Origin of the sequence: Propionivibrio dicarboxylicus (assembly GCF_900099695.1) — a bacterium.
In the GTDB taxonomy this organism is placed as follows: domain Bacteria; phylum Pseudomonadota; class Gammaproteobacteria; order Burkholderiales; family Rhodocyclaceae; genus Propionivibrio; species Propionivibrio dicarboxylicus.
On the sequence record NZ_FNCY01000003.1, the window covers coordinates 1 to 23518 of the forward strand.

The 23518-nt window shown below is 50.4% G+C and carries 12 protein-coding genes and 1 pseudogene; 4 read left to right on the forward strand and 9 right to left on the reverse strand.

Going from position 1 to position 23518, the window contains the following annotated elements:
• Window positions 1–317 (reverse strand): hypothetical protein (locus BLR25_RS05160; protein WP_143009765.1); only part of this gene is annotated, 317 nt, incomplete at its 3' end.
• A 523-nt stretch (window positions 318–840) separates the two neighbouring features.
• Between BLR25_RS05160 and BLR25_RS05165 the strand changes: the two genes are divergently transcribed.
• From BLR25_RS05165 to BLR25_RS05180, 4 genes are all read left to right on the forward strand, one after another.
• The gene (locus tag BLR25_RS05165) at window positions 841–4278 is read left to right on the forward strand and encodes a DNA-directed RNA polymerase (RefSeq protein WP_091934764.1); all 3438 of its coding nucleotides are present in this window, start codon (window positions 841–843) and stop codon (window positions 4276–4278) included.
• A gap of 294 nt (window positions 4279–4572) precedes the next feature.
• A complete protein-coding gene (locus tag BLR25_RS05170) occupies window positions 4573–7191 on the forward strand; it encodes a hypothetical protein (RefSeq protein ID WP_143009766.1) in 2619 nt (872 codons plus the stop codon).
• A 243-nt stretch (window positions 7192–7434) separates the two neighbouring features.
• Window positions 7435–9750: a hypothetical protein gene (locus BLR25_RS05175; protein ID WP_091934769.1), complete on the forward strand. Its 2316-nt coding sequence runs from the start codon at window positions 7435–7437 to the stop codon at window positions 9748–9750.
• A 113-nt stretch (window positions 9751–9863) separates the two neighbouring features.
• Complete coding sequence (locus tag BLR25_RS05180) at window positions 9864–13601, forward strand: tetratricopeptide repeat protein (protein ID WP_143009767.1); 3738 nt, start codon at window positions 9864–9866, stop codon at window positions 13599–13601.
• Window positions 13602–13648: 47 nt separating this feature from the next.
• Here the strand turns inward: BLR25_RS05180 and BLR25_RS05185 are convergent, their stop codons facing one another.
• The 8 genes and pseudogenes from BLR25_RS05185 to BLR25_RS05220 all read right to left on the reverse strand — a co-directional run bounded on the left by BLR25_RS05185 (window position 13649) and on the right by BLR25_RS05220 (window position 23486).
• Window positions 13649–16417, reverse strand: a complete 2769-nt coding sequence (locus BLR25_RS05185; RefSeq protein WP_091934773.1) for a CHAT domain-containing protein — start codon at window positions 16415–16417, stop codon at window positions 13649–13651.
• A 59-nt stretch (window positions 16418–16476) separates the two neighbouring features.
• Window positions 16477–16875 carry a hypothetical protein gene (locus BLR25_RS05190; protein ID WP_091934775.1) on the reverse strand — a complete coding sequence of 133 codons (399 nt, stop codon included), beginning with the start codon at window positions 16873–16875 and terminating at the stop codon, window positions 16477–16479.
• Between the two features lie 197 nt (window positions 16876–17072).
• On the reverse strand, window positions 17073–17282 hold the full coding sequence (locus BLR25_RS05195; protein WP_091934778.1) for a hypothetical protein: 210 nt from the start codon (window positions 17280–17282) through the stop codon (window positions 17073–17075).
• 103 nt (window positions 17283–17385) lie between these two features.
• Window positions 17386–17781 (reverse strand): annotated as a pseudogene (locus BLR25_RS21200) (lyase family protein); the annotation flags it as partial.
• A gap of 166 nt (window positions 17782–17947) precedes the next feature.
• Window positions 17948–19156: a DUF4407 domain-containing protein gene (locus BLR25_RS05205; protein ID WP_091934781.1), complete on the reverse strand. Its 1209-nt coding sequence runs from the start codon at window positions 19154–19156 to the stop codon at window positions 17948–17950.
• The gene (locus BLR25_RS05210) at window positions 19153–20025 is read right to left on the reverse strand and encodes a hypothetical protein (protein ID WP_091934784.1); all 873 of its coding nucleotides are present in this window, start codon (window positions 20023–20025) and stop codon (window positions 19153–19155) included. The genes BLR25_RS05205 and BLR25_RS05210 overlap by 4 nt, the downstream gene beginning before the upstream one ends.
• A gap of 2197 nt (window positions 20026–22222) precedes the next feature.
• Window positions 22223–22609, reverse strand: coding sequence for a transposase (locus tag BLR25_RS21905; RefSeq protein ID WP_091934787.1), 387 nt, complete (start codon window positions 22607–22609; stop codon window positions 22223–22225).
• A 247-nt stretch (window positions 22610–22856) separates the two neighbouring features.
• Window positions 22857–23486, reverse strand: coding sequence for a histidine phosphatase family protein (locus BLR25_RS05220; protein WP_091934790.1), 630 nt, complete (start codon window positions 23484–23486; stop codon window positions 22857–22859).
• Window positions 23487–23518 lie beyond the last annotated feature (32 nt).

Genomic DNA, 23518 nt, shown 5'->3' on the forward strand with positions numbered 1-23518 from the left:
TAAAGGTCGTCGCTGAATAAGCCGGGATCGACGCGGTAGACATAGAACGTTCCGCGATATTCGCTGACCTTGTAGAGGTTCTCGGATGGCCGGCAATCCTTAACCACCAGTTTCTTCGCTCCTCCCTTGTTGATTGCCGACAGATTTGTCTGGAATCCCTGAGGGACAGGAACGCGACTGAAGTCCGCGCGAGGAATCAGTGTGTAGTCGTGCGTGACGACCGAAGAGACGTCCTCTGGCACGACATCGACGATGCGGGAGTCGTGGCTGACTTGGCGAGCCTGTCCGTCGATGACAACAAGTTTGGGTTTGGCCATGATGATTCCTCCTGTAAGGGACGTGATGGGCGAAAGATCCGCGAGTGTCGTGATGGCGAAGCGAACTCGCCATGCGTCAAACAACACGCGATCAAATCGAAATGGGGCGTATTTGCCTTGAGATCAAATCTCTTGAAAACGACCGACAGGAGCTCTACGCGGGTAGAGATGGAACGAGCAGCACAACGGGGATATTGCGTCTGAGATTGGGGTGAAGCGGCAGGGCTTCATGGAAGACGCATCGAGGAAGAAACGCTTTGCCACCGATTCAGGCAAGAAGCCAGGAAAACGAACAGCAAAGGAAAAGCGATTGACCAACCATCGGGTCAATCTAAGACAGCGGAACAATACTCGGGACGAGTATGACGCTGAACTGTATGCCGTGTCTTGAGCACAGCGGAGGGGTGACAACAAAACAGGAACAACGCAGCCACGCCGCATTCTTCTTTCTAGTGGGGCTAATTACTATTCCTGGCCGTAAATATTTGTTATTGTGAGAATTAACTGGACACAGGGAGGACATATGAATAATTCGTCTCATGTATTCGATACGGCCACGGGGGAAGATAACTCGCCGGAGACGCTCGACCAACTGAAGATGCAAAAGCAGTTTCAAAGAGAAAGATCGATCGGCATCAGGAAAATCGAGCGATTCGTTTCCAAAAAAAGTAAAGGGAAAGGCTCCCTTGAATTTCGCTCACGCGAGTTACTTGAACAAGCGATCCTGACACTCTTATTGGGTGATAAGCCGAAAGAAAATGAAACGATTGGGGATCTAAGAACGCATCTGCGCGAAAATATTCTCGCTCCGGTACAAACCGCTCTCAAAGAATTGCTTGAGCCCAAACGCGGCAAGCCGAGCAATCTTCGAACATTCTGGTCCCTTCTCGAATTGCCGGAGCAGAGCAATCAGGAGCAGTCATCGCCGGGGCAGAGCAATCAGGTTAAGTTGTCGCCCGAGCAGATTCAGTTTTCTGCATTTACGGAGATTGTTTTCCTGGGAACACTCAATGAAATGCTTGTGAGTGTCATGACGACGCAAAGTGACTCCGGAACTGACAATGAAGGCTTCTCCGCCGATCTCGATGATTCCGGCAATGACGAAGACAACGACGCTATCGATTCAAAATCGGCTCTTGACTCCGGTACTGATTGGCCTTGGATGCCAGAACGACAGCTTTACCAGAGAGTTTGGCAATCCTTCTTGCTCAACATGATTGACTGGCTCTCTCAGGGCGAGGTACGGATCCCCACGTGGTTAATGGATTCCGGAAAAGCCAATGCCAGTGGGAACGGCGATTTCCTTGATATTGATTTCGAGTCCCGGCTGGAAAAGGCATTTGAAAACGCCTTGCAAGCCCCTGTTCGTCCGCGTGAACACAAACGCCCCTCCGCTCTTGCGAAAGCACGTGCCATATCGCTTTCAACCGCGACTGAGGACGAACAGCCCCCCCTGGACCGAGTTGCCAAGCCATTCAGCGAGGCCGCAGAAGAGTTTTCGACGGCGCTCGTGAATCTGGTCGCATCCGTTGCACGAGAAGGGGATGGTAATTTTCCTTGGTTTGATCGTAGAACCCCCCCGATGCCGGACGGAGAGGTGATGTGGCAAAACCTGCGGGCATCTTGGGTGCCTACGCCATGGTTGCTAGATCGCATCAACAAAATATCCAACACACCGGAAATTTACTCGGTTCCGGTCAATGCGCCATTGATTGTCCCACCAAAAAAATGGGAAATGGGGGCCCTCCACCGGGGGGGGTACTACTTGAGGCGAGTCGGGTTCTACAAGTTTTATCTCAAGAACGACCGAATCCGCGATTTTCTTCAGATTTGTCGCACCCCGGAAATTAGCCCGGTACTTGATACAGTCAACCGAATTCAATCGACGCCATTTCGCATCAACCAACGGGTGTGGGCTGTCGTTGCCACGCTACTCTCTCGCGTCGATTTGCTCACGAAAAAGGGGAAACGAAAAGAACCACCGGCGTTGGGCTACGATGACTACCTCAAGACGAAATTTGCGCCGAAAGCGTTTGACGCCGAACAAAAGGAAAGAGGTGGAGATAGATTACGTTGGCGACTGACCAGGAACGTGGTCGAAGAGCTTGCCTGCCGAAATGAGAACAATGACGAAGGGAAGTCTTTCTATTTCGCTTATAACGCAGATACGCGTGGCCGACTTTACCCCATGGCTCAATGGCTCTCACCGCAAGGCGAAGACTTGTCGAAAGCATTGCTTGAGTTCGCAAACGGCAAAACAATTACAGCGCATGGTGCGGACTATCTCGCGGTGCATGGAAGCCAACAAGTTCGCTTCGAGCAAATCCTCCAAGACTTGGGAATCGAGGAAGAGCGACCGCTAACCCGTGATGAGCGGCTTGCCTGGATAAAAAAACAGGAGAAAAATATCCGCAACTTCGCGGCCAACCCACTTGAAAACCTGGGCTGGACGAAGGCTAAGAACCCCTATTCGTACCTTGCTTTTTGCTTTGCCTGGGCAGACTACCTTGACCACGGCCCCCAAGTCATCAGTCACCTTCCCGTCCACGTCGATGGCGTTTGCAATGGGCTACAACACATTGCAGCTCTGACAGGAGATCCAGTACTTATCTCGGCAACCAACCTGTTGCCAGGGCCTCCGCAGGATATATATCTACAAGTAAAAAAACTTGTGCAAAGCCAAATTGACAAGAAAGCGTCCGAAGATCTTTATGCATCCTTCGCTAGCGCGCACAGTTTGATAGATCGGGATATGGCAAAAGACGTTGTAATGATCATTCCGTACGGCGCAGGCGATTCCGGAACGATCAAGGCAATTTGTGAAAGTCTGCAAAAACGAATGTTTCCAAAAGAACGCGGTATCGTCAAACCCACGCAATTGGGAGAGACATTCAGTCAATTCCTGCTTGAGAATTTTGCTGAAAGCATGACAAAGGTGGTGGATGAGAATAACCGCAAAATAAACCCTTTGCTGATTCACCTGACTAAATTGGCAGAGTCTATTGCTTTGGCATTCAGCGCGCAATTGACGAAGAAATTCCCATCAATTGGAAAATTCAAGCGAGAACTTGTGTCATCTGCAAAGGCTGTTATTTGCAGTGGGCAGCCCATGTTGTGGCAGGCACCGTCTGGTCTGCCCGTGATTCAACGCGCTTTCAGAACGAGCAAGACCATTATTGATTGTCGCATCACCAGTCCGACGTTTGGATTTGTCGATTTAAGCGCAAAAAAATACGTAAAATTCCATAACCGCATAAAATTCACCGGGCAGCGAATCTCCAATGATGTTCATGAACGTTATCAGCAATCAGGAATACTGCCGAATTTTATTCACAGCATGGACAGCACCCATCTTGTTAAGACGATCCAACTTGCTACAGTTCGCGGCATAAGTGACTTTACGGTTATTCATGACTCCTTTGGCGTCCACGCTGCTGACTTGCCGGTCCTTTCCGAGTGTATTCGGGAAGCATTTATCAGCATGTACAATGGTTCAGCCAAGATGCGCACAGGCTCGGAGCCATCTCCTTTCACCAGATTCCTTCAATGGTGCGCTGTTTTAAGTATTGCTGCTCGTGCTCCATCTATACCAGTTGAACAGTTTAGGGACCATATCAAGCTCTCAGAGACCGAAAAGGCTATCTACAATATGGTCGCTGGTTGGGCGGGCAGGGACTCGGTTATAGCAAACCAATTGGCATGTGAAGCAACTACGCTGGCTGAAATTGTGAAAATAGCCACTCAAAAGAAATGGGAAAAAGAAAAAGGCGATGCGGCTAAGAACGGCGCCGAAGCCATCAAGAAAATCGATACGCAGATCGAAAAGGAGCAAGCTGAATTGCGGCGAGCAATTGACAAATTGATGATTTTTGCATCGGATAGAATTGACTTGGAATGGCCAAGTCAAAGCGCGCTACCGGATCTATCAACGTGCAAAGATTCTTTGTATTTCTTCGCATGATTGATGGGAAAGGGAGAGACTAACAACATCAAGAAATTTCTGGTATTTGCGTCTGACTACATCGAACTCGATTGGCCTGTTGGAGGGGATTTAATAGATCTTGCTCTACGCAATATCTCGACGTATTTCTTTCCCTGAAACGAAGCCGACTCAGTCAAAGGTACAAATAGAATGGGTTGGTACTTAAAAAATGCGACTAGCTCATCAGGCGACAAGACTGTCAGCCGTTCGTTCGGATCAGTACGGAAATAGGCGAATTTTGCGGCTTGGATAATTTCCATAATAGGTAAAACAATGACAAATTCCTTGGTCAATCCAGCACCGGTTTGTTGCTCAGGAGTGAAGAACGAAAGACAGGCGGATAATGGTCATGCGGCAGCGGAGGCCGTTACCGAAAACACCTGCCCGGTACCCGGTGGGGCAGCGAATGTCGAACAAATCACGTCTGAAACGATTTGTTCGGTCACGGTGCCGGAAGATGGTTTGGCGATCTATGTTAGCGGTGCGGACAAAGACCAAGCCTCTACAAAACCGGCGGTGTTGCCCTATCCAGGCCAAGTGGCATCGGTGCATCCGGAAACGACAGTACCAACGGTCGGCAAAATTCTATTTGAAATCCAGAAATTCGCGTCGTGGGATGGTGACCACTCGGTAGATATCCAGCGCTGTACAGATGAACTTTTGCGGTGGCACCCTGGAAACGAGGGACAAATCGTCGAAAGAATAAAGAAAGGTAAAGAGATCAAAGTGCGGCTGGCTGCGATCTACAACGCCGCCTACAATTCTGGGGGACAGAGCGATGCAGCCAAGAAGGCATTGGATTCGTTTTGTAAACTAGTCCCCTACCTCAAGGACAAAGGGGTAAGGGCGTTACATAGTGGTGATGCCGCATACCGTCGAAGAGAAGAAACGCAACGCAGAAAGGAGTCCGGCAAGCTGACCAATGTGGTTCCGCCGCAGCTGGTCCAACGGTCAGTTTTGCTCCCCAGCATCGCTCCGCAATCGCGGGCCTTTGCTCCCGTACCGAGAAACGGAATGCATCCCCAAGACATTCGTCGGCAAAAGCCAGCGCCCGCATGCTCGCTGGTGATTGATGAAACCGGAAGTCTTTTTTCCGACGAGGCGCTGGAGTTGTCGGCCACGAATCATAAAGTCGGGCGATGGGTGGCGTTGCTAGTTCCCGATCAAGGACACGGTCTGCCTAAGCTGCGTCCGGGGTGGCACGCAGAGGAAGAATCCCTCGAAGAACAAGACCGAGTGGTTCAGGCCGTCCTGAATGCGAATGTTGGCGTTTTCGGGTTGACGGTGCAGCAAATTCCAGTCAGCACAGACGAACGCTGGGCGGCTGGGGTATTAAGTATGATTGACTGGGTGTTGCGTCTGTTACCGCTTGACGGTCCGACCTCGCTCAAGGTCAAGATAGAGAATCGGGATGTGTTTGCACCCCGGATGGAATGGAAGGCGATCGAAAGCGATGCTATTCGGCGTCTAGCCTTGGCATATCCGGAACGTGCACGCCTGATCAGTCTGGACATTCTTGTTATCGACAAGGCGGGTTCTCCGTTTAATGGATTTGTCGATGCATTGGCATTTACCTGGGGAAGCCCCAACGAGGCCTCACGTGCCCGCCTCGAAGCGACCCAATTGCGTGGCAGGTGTTTCCTCGAAGGAAATACCGAACAACTCTTGCGTGCTTGGGAGTGGCTCGACCGGGGTATCATGATTCGCTCACAGGACTGGAGTCGCTTGCTAGATCAGCCGGATGTGGGAACTCCCGGCAGTCTGACGACGACGATTCTTCAACGTTTGGGCGATTCGTACAGATCTGACGAGGTGCTCTGGCAACAATTAGTTGCCGAGGTCTGCAATCACCTTGATAGTAAGGCGATTGACATTGGCGTGTTGTCAAAACAAGTCAATTGGCTTGAAGAATTCCGCCCGGTCGATGGCAAAATCCCGCCCCGGTTGCGCTTGTTGTGGCTAACGGCGCGTCTAGCCAATGCAAATCATCTAGGTGGGCTTGAGCAGGAATGGATGAAGGAGATGGAAGACCTTTGCCAGCGGTTAATGGATGAAGATGCTCCGTTGGTTTGCTGGGCACAACTGCATCTGGCAGTGACGGCAACCAATCGATTCGATTTTGCAAGCGCGTCGCAGTTATTACAGCATTGGCGGTCTATTTCTTGTCAGGTACCGGGGCTGCGGTACTGGGCTCAGGTACATTCCAGCCTCGGGCAGCATGCAGCTTTTCTGAATTCGCCAAAATCTGCGCAGGAAGCGTTCGAGCTTGCGATCAACGCGTTTGGGAGACTCAGCGATGACGATCAGCGGCGCAAGGACGTTCTGCAAACGGCGACTTACAGGGCGCTGGTCGATGTTGAATATGGCGAAGCAGATGAGGCTCGCAAGGCCGTCGAATTTGTGATCGGGCCGATAGTTGAAGCAATCGATCGCCTAGCAGTGAGTGATGCGCCCGCTAACAAGTATCACCATCATCTGTTGATGCGATGGTTGATCGGTCGGGGGAACGCGAACGAACGGGCCGCTTATGTCTCAAAGCGCTTATCATGGCAATGCGGTGATGGGCACCCATGGCCACTAATTGAGCTTTACCGCGGGATGTTGTTGGTAGACTCAGACAAGCCGGAGGCGTGCAGGCACGCCATTAAGGCCTATGAACTCGCGAGTGGCAACTTTCAAGGGCCAGTGGTTCGATTGATAGGCGCGTGCTGCCGTGCAGTGGCGATGGCGTGGGGCGAAGCGTGGCCCGAAGGGCCTGCGGTGATTAGTACGCTTGAAGGGCAATTACCGGCAGCGAACGAATACATAGTCCATTTGCGGCGTTTCCTGGCGGAACCGTCAGGGCATCCGATGGAAATGTTACAGAAGGTTTTACCGTTTAATTTTCACTGACTCCCTGTGAAAAAGGCGGCGTTCTGCCACGCCACCTTGTTTCCTCGGCGTAAGAGATGACTTGCCACTGAACGTTGATCAAGCGCTGGATTTTCATCAATTTCTTAAGTAATTTCAGCTGCAAACTATTGCCAAGTCCACTTACAATCCTAATTGTCATAATTTGAGTGCAGTTAATATAACTTAGTTATCGAAGTATTTTTTTCGTTCAGCACTAGGCAGACAACTCGTCCAGGAGGATATATGCCGCGCCCAGCAGAAGTCATACTAAACAATATCGAGAAGTTATTGCTTGGCTGGCACGACAACACCGATCAACGTATATACGGGCTATGTCAGGAGCTTCAGAAATACTATCCAGAGCGGGTAGAGATCGCCAATGAATTGGTTGCCAAACGCAAAATCGCAAGGTCACTGATCGAAGCGGCCTACAAGGAAGGAGCCGGCAGCAAGAAAGTGGAGGCCTGGGAGGTGCTGGTTGCAAGAGCTGAAGACTTGGCATTGCCGCAGTTACGAGAGACGATGGACGCCAATCGTGAAAAAGGCGCCGCCAAAAAGAAGCAGTATTTAAACGAGGAGCGAGATCGAGCCAAGAATGGCTTGCCACTATCAACCGTTGTGGCACGGCAGAGCACCATCCCGGCAGTACAACCGGTCGTTAGAGTCAACACAGCACACGAGGAACTGAGGCCAACTTCCATCCATGCGAATGATATCCGTGGCCTTAGACCACTAAGAGACTGGACTCTGCTAATGGACGAGACAGGTAAGAGTTTCAATGTTGCGACACCGGGGCAGCAAGGGAAGTTTGTTGGTCTGCTGATTGACTCAAGCAATCCAGGACTGAGCCCGCTTCGGCCAGGTTGGCATGCTGCAGACGAGACTAACACGGAGGTAGACAGAGTAGTCCAAAAGATTCTTGATGCCCGATGCGGAGTAATCGGCTTCCCTGTTTCATCTCTGCCAAGAAACCCCGGAGAGCGGTGGCTTGACGGCATGAGGGTCTTGGTCGACTGGGTTCTGCGACTTCTCCCGATCGATGGCCCGACCACCGTGAACGTCATTATCGAAGCTCGCCCTCCTTATAAGCCTGGAATGGAGCCTGACGCTATATGTCGAGATGCCTTGGCCTTGTTGGCGCGCGCATGGCCAGATCGTGCCAAACTAATCAACCTTCGCATGTCAACACAACCGAAGGACGGCCATCCGTTGTTAGCTTATGCCGACGCGCTTGCATTCACATGGGGGTCATCGAATAACTCGTCGAAAGAGCGCCGAAAACGTAGCGGTCTGATAGACACTTGCCTCCTTAATTTCTCGCCAAATGACCTTGCTGCATGCTGGGACGCTTGGGATCACCCAGGAGGACTATCGCCAACGTATTGGACAGCATTGGTAACATCTTCCGAGGCGCAGCACCCCTCAAGCATTACAAGTGCCATTCTCGACGCTGTCGCAAAAGTCGCACGCCGCGACAAAGCGCGTTGGCAGACATACCTTGCCGAAACGGAGCAATATCTGTTTGGCAGTTCCATTATATTGGAACGACTCGGTGCGATGGTTGATTGGCTGGACAAGGCCAAGCCGAGTGACGAAAAGATTTCTGATGCGTTGCGTCTTGTATGGCTGACGGTAAGCCTAGCGCGCTCAAATCATCGCGGAGAGACGGAATGCGCTTGGTCTGAAGAGCTGACTACACTCTCTGGCAAACTGCACGATGAAGTGGCCCCCCTCTGTTGCCAAGCAGACCTTCACCGCGCAGTGGCTGCAACGAATCGATTTGACTTTAGTAGTTCAAAGGACGTGCTGGAGCGGTGGGTCATCGGTGCTCCAGCAATTCCGGGATTGCGTTACTGGGCACAGAGTTATTCGAGCCTTGGTCAACATTTCGCCTTTAGCGGCGACCTAGCTAAGGCGCGAAATGCCTTTGCGGAAGCCATTAAGGCATTCGAAAAATTGTCCGACCGTGCAGTGCGTGAAAAGGAAATTGATCAGACCTCCTGTTATGCAGCCATCGCGGCGATGGACGACATCTCTTTGGATAATTCGAACGCACGCGCCAAGCTGGAAGACTACCTAAAAAATTTAGACGCTTCAGTAGAGCGGCTCGCAGCTTCAAACGAAATTGAGCAGTACCGACACCATACCCTCCTCCGCTGGATCGTTACCTGCCAAGATGAAGAATTGGGTCAGGCTTACCTATCTCAACGTAAGAACTGGCACTCAGGCTCTGCGCATCCTTGGCCATTGATTGAGATATATCGCGCCATGTTGTTGTATCCATGTGATAAGGAAGGTGCTCTCAAGCATGCACAAACCGCGGCGGCTATTGCGTTTGGTTCTCAACAGGGGCCAACTGTTCGACTGATTGGAGCGTGCTGTAGAGCGGTCTGTGTTGCTTGGGGAGATTCGTGGAGGGAAGCCGATTCAGTACTGCCTGGTCTTCGGCAGTTGTTGCCAACTGCCGATGAACGTATCAAGCAATTGGAGTCGTTTCTGAAAAATCCGTACGATCCTTTGAAGCTGTTCCATGAAGTACTGCCATTCAATTTCCGATAAAGTATTCATAGCTATTTCATCCGCTTATCATTGATAGGTGATATCCATGACATGGACGATTCGCAATGTTAGACACATAAATGGACAGAGCACAACAGGTTGAGGGGACCCAGTTGAAGCTGAATGAAGTTGCTTGTCCTCGTTGCAGGTTGAGCCAAGACGTGCTCTACGACGTAAGCAAGGGCAGAGGCTACTGTGAGAAGTGCAAACTGGCGTTTGCCAAAGACATTGATCTTTCCCCTGTCGGGTCAGTGGTGGCGTCGAAGTGCCAGCAACTTGCCGATTCTAAGGACTGGGTCGGGGTAGTTCTGGAAACTTGGCCCGGACCAATTGCTCAAGAGTATCATCGGCTGCGCGAGCTCCTAAGGCAAGGCATGGTTGCTGATGCCGCTTGGTTACTCAAAGACCTTGGCGAAGTACTCATCCGCATCCCAACCTGCGTGATGATCCAGGATATTCTGAAGAACGATAAGATTCTGACGAATGACACCGAGCAGGCATTCAAGATCAAGAAAGAGATTCACCGATCGCTCCTCGGCAAAGCACCGACAATGAACGAGTGGCTGGCTCTCGGCCAAAAGTGCGCCATATATATCCTTGGAAGACCTAAAGCCACGTTGGCGTTTCCCGAGATAGCGCATCTTCTATCTAGTTCAAACGATTTAGGTCTACTGGAATCTTTAGTTGCCATCTCGGAGTGGAGAAACTCGGAATTCGGTCATGGCGCTCTAAAGCTGGACTACATTGACTTGGTCCATGGAATCGGCAAGACGAAGGGACTCGAAGAGCTTCTCAAGAACCTGCATGCTGCATTGAGCAAGATCGCAGATATATGGAATGGCATAGAATTGCGCACCGAAAGCGGATTTCCGCTTATGGGCTGTAACAGCATCGCCGAAAATCATAAGCGTTCCCACAACGATCCCCATGTGCGCTCCTTGATCCCGATATTCCTTCGTAGGGTCAAGAATGGTCCGCAGCTCGGTTTGGCGCCATACATCGCCTTGCGCAGATGTATGGCCTGCCATAGTAATGACGTTTTTCTTTTTGATCGGTGCAATCATCCAGGCAAAAGAAGCCAGTCATTTGGCTTCATTGATTTCTTTCAGGGGCACGGCTTGGAAGTATATGGGCAAGATGAACCCGATCTGCTTCACGAAGCCAATGCCCTATCCCGAATAGAGCTACACTCCTTTGAAGATGAATGCTCCGATCTCGGAGGTAAAGTACTGGACCGCAACGTAGTCAACGAACTAAGCGAATTCGCTTTGTCTTCGGAAAACTACAAATCCCCAGGGTACCTGCGCAGCGAACTCAATACTTTCCTAAAAAGCTGCAAGGACGGTTCTTCACGCATTTGGTGGTTACAGGCACCTGGACATATTGGGAAATCAACCTTCATTTCCGGCCTTGATCCAAGACACCGGAACAGTCTTAAGGAAAAACCGCTCGCCGGGAATCCTTGGACTGTCGTTTTCTATGTTCGTCGTGAATACCGAAATTCTCTGGAACAGTTTCGTCATACGCTCCAACGCCAACTCGAGGATGAGTTGAACGTCGTGCCAGGTACAAATGGATTGCCACAGCTCAAGATTGAAGCAGATAAGCCGTCTCAGAACCTGATCGAATGGCTTGCAAAATTTCGTGCTGCCGCAGGAAATCAACGTTGTCTATTGATTTGTATCGATGGACTTGATGAGTTATCCCCTGTCGAAGAAAGCGAACGGTCGATTGCGGATTTCTTGCCATCCCCGAACGAAGTCCCCGATGGCATTTATTTCCTGATTACCTCCCGACCGGTTGAAAAACTTGCGCCATGGTTACGCAGACGCTTGGCAAACCGACTTGAAAAGTCTTCGACCTACACGGTGACAACCGACCTTTCGTCATACCAGAGTTTGTTGCGAGCCTATTTTAACGAGCGAATGAATGGAGTTATCGATGCATGGAAAAAAAATCCAAAGAGCGTAAATGGCAATGGCAAACCGAATCCTAACGTGTTGTTCCGAGAAACGATAAAGCAAGCCGACGGCCTCTTTCTGTATCTGGCCTATATCAGCGATTTGCTAGCGAACACATCGCTGCAATATGAACAGATCAAGCACCTTCCGCCACCGGATCGTATGTTCGGGCACTTCCTCGATCAGATAGAGGCAACTCACCGCAACCACACGAAGATGGGGGGACTATTTATCCGCATTCTCGTACATCTTTCAGCTGCCGCAGAGGCCTATGAGTTGGATAAAAAGAGTCTCCCGTTGGATCAGGACGATTGGCATGGGTTACCCCTCGACATTCTCAGTCTACGGTGCAATGGGAACGGCCAAGGAATAATATCTCCGCCGTTGGCGTACGCATTATATTCTCTCAAACCGATTCTTGGGAGTTGGAAAGAAGGAGATGAGCGACAGGCGCGTTTCTACTTAGGGCCAGCGGGAGTGACGAAGATCGTCCGGGAGCGGTATGCGGAACACGTCATGTCTGCGCATCGAGTTCTCGCAGAAAACATTCTCAAGAGATTCGAGCTTGAAACATCAATTTCGCCACCAGCGACTGTCAGCTTAAGGAGGGGATTGTGGAACGAAATTGACTTGAATTCAAGCGAGCAGTGGCAACTCCGTTATCTCGCGGCCCATATCGTGGAATCTAACACAGACCTCGAAAAGGTTTTGAAGGAATACAAGAATGGCATTATTGCTCTCTGCGACTATGTCCAGGATCGAGCAATCGATTTACAAAAAAGTCAGCGCCACCGAGAAGCAATTCGAATATATCAAGTGCGAATTTGCCTTCTCGAGCAACTCAAAGCCTTTATGGCTAACTCATTTCCGAGTGAATGGGATGAACGCTTAGCCTCTTCCTACTCAAACCGCGGCGACGCGCTCAGTAATTTTGGAGATTCGCTAAACGCTGAACGAGATTTCACAGTAGCTATTGGTATCCGACGCAAACTGCGTTTGAGACTGCGAAAGCAGTGGCCTCTGGAATCAATCGAAAAGCTTGCCGCAGATTACATGAACCGCGGGAAGAATCAGAGTCTGACCGGTAATGTTAAGGCGATGCTAGCTTCGTACAAGCATGCAGTCAGGTTGCGGGAGATTCTTCGCCACCGAATGGATTCCCATTGGGAGGCAGAATGGATGAATAATCTGGCCGGCGCCTATGGAAACTATGGCAACGCTTTGCGTAGCATGGGACGTATTCCAGAAGCCGTGGTCAATCTAAGGCGTGCGATCGATCTACGACAGAGCTTGCGTTGCCAATACGAAGGAGAGAATTGGCTGAGGAATTGGGGTAATGACCTCGCAACGGCTCATATGAATACGGCTCTCGCCTTGCGTTCGAACGGAAATTACGAGGAAGCGCTCCTCAACTATAATGAATCAATTAAGCTGCAAATCGACTTGCAACATGAAATGGGAGAAAGTTGGTCCCTAGATTGCGCGTATGCATTGGCTCTAACCTACACAAACTACGGCTATGCTTTACATCAGATCGCCATTAAGACGCAAAGTGAGGAAAAAATCGTTGAAGCCAAAAATTGTTTCCGGCTGTCGACGAACTTAGGTCAAAGCCTTCTGGATAGACTGGGTGATCAATGTCCTCTTGCCTGGGTGCGCGGAATTGCCGGAGCCTATGCCAACGAGGGTGCAGTTCTCAAGGATATTGGCGACCTCGAAAGTGCTCGCTACGCTTACGACAGGGCGGTGTTGGTTCTCTGGACCAGAAAAGAAAAGATGAAAGAAAGCTGGACCAGTCTCAGACTGATTGACGACACGCTGAACACGATACAGAAAGAGTTAGAAGATCTACATTCAATAGTCACCGATAGAAAACTTCAGATCCTCTAATATATAACGGGTTAGGCGCTGTTCTATTCGGTGGAAAAGTTCTCAGCCTAAAGCCAGTTACCCATAAGTACGAACGGAGCCCAATAATAAGGGTGCCCAAGACCTCGTGAAAATTGCCTTACGTCGCTTGAATTGGTGGCAGCCCCTTTGGAAGCGCCACTTTCAATCAGGCTCAATTGCGCCTGACGCAGGGCCTCAGCCTTTGAGAGCTTGTCCTGACGAAATCTGTAAAAATTCTGCATCAGCATAGCTGTACTTCTATCGGACACCCTCCAAAGCGTTGCGATAATGCCTTTTGCCCCTTGATTCTGGATTAGCGCCGCAAGTCCTTCTATTTCCCGACCGTCTGCATCGTGATCGCCCCCTTTGGCCGTCTCGCAAGCGGAAAGAGTGATGAGATCAACGAATCCAAAATTCCAATCACCCTTTCGAAGATCAGCCAGCGAGAGACGCCGCCCATCACCTAACAGCAGATAAGACTCTGATTCCCCCCCCGGTTGAAACCTAAAGTGACTAGCGATATGCAAAACGGGAAATGCAGGAGTTAGAGAATTTCGAAGTTCGTTTTCTGTAAAATCTTGATCAAGAAATATTTTTCCTGGAAAAATGCCAATAACGTCTTGCTCCTTATCAGTTCTTACTATGGTCTCAATCTCACTACGAACGGATGGCAGTGGCTCAAAACCTTGATGCTGACGTGTCACCCCAAAACCCGCCACCCGCCAATCCCTATTGAGGGAAAGATACGAATTATCCTTGACTACGTCGTTGAACATCGAAAGCCGATACTGCTCAATCAAGTATCGCTTGCCATCATGGAGCGCCGAAAATGGTAAATACCTAAGCGCATCATCTGGCGATATCATGATTGTAGTAGCGCCAAGTCTTTTTATATCCTGAGCGACAGGAGCAATAAGAATGTCATAAAGATCCCTTGCGATCGGCATGGGATCTCGGCTTGGATGCATTGATCCTGAAAACTGAAAAACCTTCGTCAAGAGGTCGGTTTTCGTCGTCGCAATATCGCGGGCTGACAGTGTATTCTCTCCCGTCAGAATAACTCGCGCCCCAGCATCTGAGACGATGTATTGCAAAATAACAACGCCTTTGCCCAGTTGACTCGAGAGGTTCAGTAGACGGCTATTCTTAACCATCTGTTGATATTCGCTTTTATACTGAGATTTGCGTTCTTTCTTTATGTCGAGTAGCAAGACATCGGAAAAGGCGTTTCTCAACCTGAGAATCTCTGCCTCAAGATTGACTATTTGCTCCGCGTCGATTTTCTCACCCTTTAAAATTTTATTGTCGAGTTCAACCCTTTGACTCTCAAGTTGATATAGTTCGACGCCTCTATCTCGAAGAATCTGGGTCCATCGACGCTCAGTATCTGTGAGGACAGCTCTAGAAATGCGTGGGTCTGAACGACTATCTTTTTGGATGAAGTCAAAATACTCATCTTCCTTCATCATTGATACGACTTGCTGCGCTTCGACAAGGCGTCCTTGGGTAATCAGCATGAAAATAAGAGAACGGTACGACTCTGATTTCTTCTGGAAAAATGAACGCCGCGTGCTTGAAGATATCTTGGCTACATTTTCGCGAAGCGATTGGAAAATATTAATGGCCAACTTACCGAAATAGATCCCTAACTCGGAGTTGCCCGCTATAAACTCAACGCCGGAAGTACCCCAGAGTACATTGGCAAGAAGGTCATGGTTAAAGTTCTTATCGTTGAGCAACAGTCGTAGAGATTTGTAGGCAAATTCTCGAGCCTGCCCATGCTGCCCGGTTTCCATGAAACGGATTGCCAAACTCATCTGAAGGACTGGATCATCAACAATATCTGATTTACCAGATTTGCCAATGTCAGCCTGTGGCTGCGGCACGGAATGCGATGGATTTTCCTCTGATTCCATCGATCTTCTATGTTGTGCCGCGATCTCTTCTGGCATTGGCCCTATTTTTCTTTCGGCCAAATCGTATGCACGCTTAAAAAAGGCTCGTGATTCAGCCCAATTCTTCTTGTGCGCATGAATTGTGCCGAGCGTGCCATAGCTTAATGCCATCGCAACGTCATCAGGTGGTAAGTGTTTTTCCCGAATCTTCAAACCTCGTTCAGCAATGGCAAAAGCTTTCGGGAAGTTTCCAATTTCTCCGTAAAGAGCCGCCAAAGCATCGAGTGTGACTGCTAAATCAAGATGATCCTTGCCAAGCAGCTCTTCCTTCAAGATCAAAGTTAGGTTGAGATACATTGATGCTTTAGAGTAGTCGCTTAGGCGTATTTCTAGTTCCGCTAGACCCTGTGTAAAATCCGCAAGCACCGTCCCACTCAACACTGGCTCGTCAGCCAAGTTATTCAAGGTTACGAATCTTTCGTAGCACTCGGCCGCTTCTTTGATATTATCTATTTTAAATTCCATCTGCCCAACGAGGAGGAAATCGATGGCTTTTTGCCTTACGGGAATTCTCTCTAATTGTGTTGAAATGGAAAGCGCCTTTAACGAAAAAGCCAAGGACTTCTGCAAGTCACCGATTTCGGCATAACGTTTTGCCAGACCTCTAAGATTTTCAAGTAGTTCAATCGGGCGAGTATTTATACTTTTTTCCAAGCCTATCAATGTGGACTGGAGTTCCTTTCCAGTTGACGGCAATGTCGTTTGAGCAAGGGAATTTGTCGTCAGAAGACAAAACGCGACAACAATTATTCGAGCGGCTAACGTAATGAATTCGGCAAAGAAGGTTCTACTAAAGATCGAATATGATTCTACATTAGTTAGTTTTGTCACTTTCAGACAAATAATTCTGTAAATCAACATGGTAATTCTCGAAAGAGAGACCTCAATTTACCCGGCGCACTCTGGTCGATGCCTTGATCTCACGGTTTCGTTGCTTTTATCTCAATCAAAAGGCTTCGGTTCGATGGAACGATAAGGCGCTGTTCGACAAAGAATCTCGCCATCTCCTGCTGTTCTACGTCGATGTTTTCGATTTTAAGGAGTATTTTTCCATCTATGCGCCGAACTGAATGCAATAACTTGAGCTGCTCTAGTCCCTTCAACAACCGTGTCAACTGTTGTTCTGGTGCGACTGAGTGGAGAATTTGCCTGGATTCACTATCGCCGCGAACTAAGTTCGATTCATCTAATGACTGCTCATGAGATAACACCTGACCGTACGATGAGCCGAGCTGGGCGAAGAAGACCACAACCAGATTAATGATTGCCAGCAAGTTCTTCCGATTGAGGAATGAGCGAACCACCTGTTTGCTGCTCATAGGCTACTCCTTAAGTTTATGATGCTCTGACGATAAAGTTCGAAATAACGCCCGATAATAAGCTGCTCTCTCGTCGCTCGAGTCAGGCGCACCGCGTCGAACTCCATTCTTCTCAAGCTCTATTTGCGCCTGCACTAACTCGCTCAAGTCAATGCGCGGCAGTCTCCCGGGAAGCCCCCGTTGACTGTTCACAAATTTCACATCGTGCCTTTCTTCTCGGCCATCAGGCTCAAACGGGACTCCATTAAGAAATTCGATATTGCATTCTTGATGTTTTCAAGCTGCCTTATATGTTCTCGGACAGAGCCACTTGGCATATTCTGCACAAAACGTGATTCTTCTTCACATTTTTCATATATCAATTTGTCCAAAATTTCTGCTTCGAGCAATTTTTGCGGCAGATTCATTCCCAACCGATCGCCAAATTGGGGGACGGACATTATGGTTTGGCAAACTCAAACCATTTCTTTGTTGCACTGCTCGCATGATGAATCAGCACCCAAGATCGCACACTATGCCGAAGCGCGGGTTCATCCACAACACTAATTCTTCCAACATGCGTGAAAAGTGCATTATCAGCAGCGACGCGGCGGCACAGAATTCGATGGCGAAATCGCGATCGGAGATGGCGTCGAGCTAGTTCTCGCAGATGCCGGCAACGTCGAGTTCGGCGGCGACGAATTCGCGGCCGATAGGACAGGTCGTGCCGGCCAGCGCAGCGGCGCCGAACGGCAGGACATTGACGCACTTCTGGACGTCGGCGAAGCGTTCGCCGTCGCGGCTGGTCATTTCGAACTAGGCCACCAGACGGTGGCCGAAGGTCACCGTCTGGGCGACCTGCAAGTGCGTGCAACAGGGCATCGGTATCGCGACCTCGCGTTCGGCAAGGTTGAGCAGATTGGTCTGGCAAGCTTCGACGATCGCGTAGCGGAGCTAGAGGCGAATCTCGGTGGCAACAGACGCTTGCCAGCGTCTCCGATGAGCATGGTGAGACGATAGCCGATGAAGGCAACTTCGACGACGCATAGATTATCCGCAAACGCGGTTCGCGCATTGTGATTGGCCGGCGTGTTCATTTCGCCCCCCCATCGTCTTGACGGCCGCCGACAACGCGCAGGCCGCCTCTCGGCTGCGAGCGGTAAAGGGCTTCGAGCTGGCGTGCGTACTCGGCTTGTACCGTCGCGGCTTCATACTTCGTCCTGGCAATCAGGCGCACAGTGTAGACAGAGGGGGGGGAGAAGGCGATCTTGATGATCAAGAAACCAAGTTCCAAGACTAACAAAGAGACGACCGTCAGCCAGCGGAATTGATTTGCCGTTTTACCGTATGTGGGATCGTTGAAGACATCCTGAAGAGCCATGATGCGCATCAACGGGTCATTGCGCTCGGGAGCCCAGCGCGTGTCCAGCCGCTTTTGTGCATCGGTTTCCAAGACGAACGTGCGGAACTCGGACTGCTTCTGGTCCAGAGCGCCCGTCAGCCGGGCGATCTCCTGTTCGAGAGCACTCATGCGTGCCTGCCAGGCTTGCACGTCGGCGGAAGCTATCTCGGCGGCTTTTGCGGCCTCGATCTCTTGGCGGTGGGCCTCGCGGTACTTAGGCCCTTCGCCGCGAACATAGCCCTTGAGCCCGCCATCGGACTGGCGTCCGGCTTCTACCCGCGCCTGAGCCGCACGACGATTGGCCGTGCTTCGCTCGGCGAGCGTTTCCTCAACCTGACGTTGCAAGGCTGCGCGCTCCGATTGTCTCGCGCCGATCTCGATCGTCAGGGGATCTATTAGGCGCGACTTGAACTCGCTCTTGCGATGAGCGTACTCCGCTTCCAGCGGAGCATTCTTGTTGCTTCGATCCAGCTGCAGGTGTGCGTCGATCGCATGGCCGTAGAGCCACAGCAAGACTCCTGTTGCCGTCGCCTGAGACAACACCACGGAGACAACAACACGGAACACGGCCTTGAACCAGTACTGGTTGTCACGAACGCCGTCCGCCGTATCAAGCACGCCGACCAGCCCCCAATCGGACGCCGAGATCGCTTGGTCGAAAATGAAGATGAACGCGCCAATCAACACGCCCAAGGGTACGGCAGCAAAGATGGGCAGGAATGACGCAAAGAAAGCGGACCACGCCACCGTCGCCAGAATCGCCAAGGCCAAGAGCATCAAAGCATTGGCGATGATCGTGTTGCGATCGAATCGATTCGACTGGTTCGCCAAGTCGTAATCGGCCCGCGCAACGCAGCATGCGACGTACAGCAGCTTGTTGGCCCGTTGTTCGGTGGTCATAGTCTCATCTCCAAAGGGTGGTTGAGAATGTCGAGGTTGAATGAAACCGTTTCGATTTCCGGTAGCCTCGGAACGACGCGACACTCTTCCGCGTACTCAGCTCCGTCGAATCCCACGGCAACGACACGAAATCGTTCCGGTCTGTAGCCGACCTCGACGAGCAAACGACCGATCAAACTTGCCGTATAGGCCTCACCGCGATCAGGGGCCTCGACGCGAACGGAATGTGCGCCGCTGATGGTCCAGGCGAACTCGATCTCTTCACCGACGAATGCGCATTTCTCGCGTGCGTCCAAGAACATGGATACTGGCGGCGCGACGACTTCGATCGTCCTGGTTTGTTTGTCGGTTCCGAGCGTGGCCGACAGATGAGCGTGCCGTCCGATGGCCGCAAGCTCGACCGAGAGGGCTCCGAGGTATCGTGGAGTAACATCAAGGCAACCCGATGCGGTGGCATCGATTTCTTGAGTTCCTTCCTGGTCGATCAGGCGCAGGACACAGGATTCCGCATCGCTTTGCCAGCGAATGCGAGCAGGCACGCCGAATACCATCCTGGCCGGTACGTGCAAACAGGCGGTCGGAACGAAGATCTGTGGCCGAATCAGCATTTCCGCCGACTCTCTGCCACAAATCAGGTGGATCAATACCGGTTCCGCGTCGACATTAACACGATGACGACCACGTGTGGGTACAGAAAACGGACCACGACTGCCGATCATCATTCGTCCTGCTTCGTCGCTTGACCAATCGATGACGACGGTCGAACCGGCCTCCGGATGAAGATTGTCGCAGCGCAAGGTGACCGTGGCACCGATTCGGCCTCGCGCCGCGTAGCCCGCCAATTCTTCGAAGGTGGCCGCAGAGATCATGACGGTAGTCCTATGAGTATTGGGTAAATCTCTGGGGGTGTGCTGAGAATAAAGTCATGCTATCGGCAAATCGAAATGGCACCACTAACGCTAGCCGACGCACCCGATTTCCCGAAAACTGCCCCTTCCAAAAAATGAAGGCGTCTTCTCGCGCCCGCAGCGAGAACAGCGATTCATGCCGGCGCCGCAACCGCTATCGAAGATGAATCCAACCTTTAAACACCACATCGCACCGCAGTGGTTGCAGCGATAAATCGTGGTGCCACGTTCATGATTCTTGCAAGTCGGACACTTTTTGTATGCAGCCATGGTTTTCTCCTTAAAAGGACCTCGACATTGAGGATTCTGATAACGCTCCGAAGAGCAACTCTTTGGGCGTATCGGTTCAGGAGATGAAGCAGAAATGGCGACCGACATAAGCTCTACGCGGGTAGAGATGGAAGCAGCAGCACAGTGGGGATTTTGCGTCTGAGATTGGAGTAAAGCGACAGGGCTTCATGAATGACGCATCGAGGAAGAAACGCTTTGCCGTTGACAAGGCTGGAAGCCAAGGAAACAACAAAGAAAATGAGACTGACCATCCATCGGGTCAATCTCAGATAGCGGTACAACGCTCATGATGCGAGCATTCCGCCAAATTGAGTGCCGTGTCTTGAGCACAGCGAAGGGGAACAACATAAACAACAAGAACAACGCAGCCACGCCGCATTCTTCTTTCTAGTAGGGCTAATTACTCTCGTACCTCCGAATAATTTGATATTGTGGTCTAAATAAAGGCGAATGGAGGGCATATGTGACCTGCCTGGGTGTTCCTGTGTCAGATGATGTGAAGACTCTTTGATATCAACTGGCAAGGATAAGGCAATGGCAGAAAAGCGTTGGACGCCGGAACAGATTCGAATGATATGAAAAAAATTGGAGCGGTTATCACCGGCACAGCCTGAGCGAAACGAAAATTCGATGTTTGAAACTGCGGGACGAACGCATCATGTCTCGTGACGTTGAACGCCGGGTTGCCGAGCTGCAGGTCGGAGCTGCACTACTCAATCAATTTACCCATCTCGGGACTCACATCACGGTTCCCGCAGCATAATTCCGTCTGGGGAAGTGGGGTAAACCTGCTACCGATTTGTGCAACAAAGCCACTGCGCTACACAGATCTTCGCCTGGCTATGCGAAAACCAGCTTTCGCCCCTGACCAAATTTCAGTCGGCACGCCTGCACAGAATTCATCCGATACGGACAGTTGGTTCTAGAATTAAGCTCTAATGAATATTATTTAGCCGGCATATAACAATTTCATTATAATCACGAGGTTTTGATAAAAATTTTTGAATATATAGAGCGGTCCACCAGACTGCGAACACCCCACCCCATCCGGATTTAACAGATAAACAGAGCAGGAGTCCCAAGTCGGGAAACAGCTTTCGCATTCTGTCGCGGTACACCCACCCCCTCGCCACAAAATACGGGGTGCTGTTCGGATTCGGGTTCTGAAAATGACCGGGAGTCCCAATCGAGCGGCGCTGACGCGCCGAACGAAAAAGCCCAGACCAACCGCCTTGCCGCCTGCGCCGCTGCCGCAGCTTGGTGATCCGGCACGATCAAGGCTTTCGTCGGCGTAACGCTCGACGTAAGCCTTGCCCCGGTAAATCGCCCGCGCCTGCGCACGCAGGCACGTCCTCAACCGGGCGCGACCGCGTCGTGCAGGATGCTCTGACGTTTATCTGTTTGTAGGAAAGGAATGGTTTGCAGCAATTACTGATCACTCGCCGCTTCAAAGTTGTTACTTGCGCCACCGTTCAAAGAGGCAAGGCCATTTGACACAACAACCAAAAATCCCATGCAGCAGCTTCCGCCGTGGTGGGCTGCGTGGTGGGCTGACACGGTCATTCAAAAACAAAAAACCCGCAAAGCCTTTAGGCATGCGGGTTTCATGAAATTATCTGGCGGAGCAGCGAGTCAGCAGCGAACTCGTCTCTACCGAATATTCCCTGGAACAGGGAAAAATACAGGGAATAACTGCGTGTACCTAGTTCTTAATACTGTATTCCGCCTCTAACACCCCGAAAGCACCGCATTTGTTCTTCGTCTCACAAAATAGTGCCGAAAATTGAACAGGGAACTTATTTTGCGATAACAGGGAATCAAATACCCATTTCAGGGAGATGATTCCGGTATCGCCGGGGAAGCCAGCTTACCCGTGTGGGGAGCCAATTTTTGCCGACTCTCGCTTCTGTCTCCAAATCGTAATTAAAGTTACTGATGCATTATTACAACGCGACCAATCCAAAGTGCTAGTTGCTGGGATGTCAGATACCAGAATCGTGCGCACTTTATTCCAGACACCGAATTGCTGCCATGTTTTCAAACGACGTAGGCAATTAAGGCCGGACCCGCATCCTATTTCGTCGGGAAGCGCTTCCCAATGAATATCAGCGGTGAGAACATAAAGAATCCCGTTTAACGCGGATCTATCGTCTAGAGGCTTGCGTCCGGGATATCTGGTACGCCTAGGTCTGGGGGGTGGTAGCAGTGGGACAATTTGCGCCCATAGGTCATCGCTCAATAGGGAAATTTTCATTTTTTTGGCAACAAAGAGTCAGGGAATACATCGGCCGAAAAAAATACCACATAAAGAAAATCAAATTCCAAAAACGGATCAGCGTTATAAAAATGTCGCAACCTCAGCACAAACAGAACATTTTCCATGCTTTCACGAGGAATTTATCTATTTAATTATTACTCACCTTGGTCTAATAAGATCAGCAGAACATGAATAATCTCGCATAGCGCTTACAGCGAGGATATATTTCAAGTTGATATTAAAACTAATTACCGACACACAAATGCGGCGTCGAATTCCAATATTCAACCGCCCATTCATGACATGTAAAAAAAACACTGCACATCCCCGAATTATTCACAGTTGTATTCATTGGTGACCTAATATCAGCACCAGTGATTCGGCATAGCAGCATATCCAATACACCACCATGCGTGACCACAACCAAAGTCTCATTGGGATGATCTGACACAAGCGATGTGATATAGGTTATAACTCGTTTGCTGAATCCCTTAAGACTCTCCCCCCCCGGAATTACGTAGTCAGTAATGCCATTAACCAGAGCCTGAGCGTCTTCCGGATATTTCCGTGCAATTTCCTCGATTGTTAGCCCTTCACAGCGCCCGAAATTTCGTTCGCGAAGCGTTTCCATCTGAAAAATCGGAAGACATAGCACCTCGGAAAGCGGAGTCGCTGTCTGTACGGCTCGAGTCAAATCACTCGAATAGACTTTGGAAATCGATAAGCAATTGTCAAATTTGGTTGCAAGCAATCTGCTTTGACTCAGACCGCGGGCATTCAAATGCACATCTGACTGCCCCTGGTACTTTCCTAGCAAGTTCCATTCTGTTTCACCGTGACGAATAAATATAATCTGCGTGCTATTGGTCTGCATAAGCGTACTTCAGCGATAATCTAGCGGGGGTC